Raw genomic sequence first — 356 nt, 5'->3', positions numbered from 1 at the left:
CTGCACGCGGTGCGCTTCCAGTTCGACCCGGCGCCGCCGCTCGAGACGCTGATGCTGCACTTCTGCGGCGAGATCCGCCTGAACCACTGGTACCGCTGCGCGGCCGACTGGCATACCGAGCCCGTCATCAAGCAGATCTACGAAACGATTTCGCGCGACGAAGCGCGTCATGGCGGCGCGTACCTGCGCTACATGAAGAAAGCGCTGAACAACTGCGGCGACGTCGCACGCGCCGCATTCGCGAAGATCGGCGTGCTGATGGCGTCGGCGCGCCGCACCGAGAAGCCGCTGCACCCGACCAACCTGCACGTGAACCAGGCGCTGTTCCCGCGCGACACCGTGCAGTCGCGCCTGCC

At 67.1% G+C, this 356-nt stretch carries 1 pseudogene; it reads left to right on the top strand.

From position 1 onward, the window contains the following. Positions 1-356, top strand: a pseudogene (locus HWX03_RS36685) (ferritin-like domain-containing protein); the annotation flags it as partial.

Origin of the sequence: Burkholderia sp. BCC0397 (assembly GCF_902832865.1) — a bacterium.
Taxonomy (GTDB): domain Bacteria; phylum Pseudomonadota; class Gammaproteobacteria; order Burkholderiales; family Burkholderiaceae; genus Burkholderia.
This window is presented reverse-complemented; position numbering and strand designations above follow the sequence as displayed.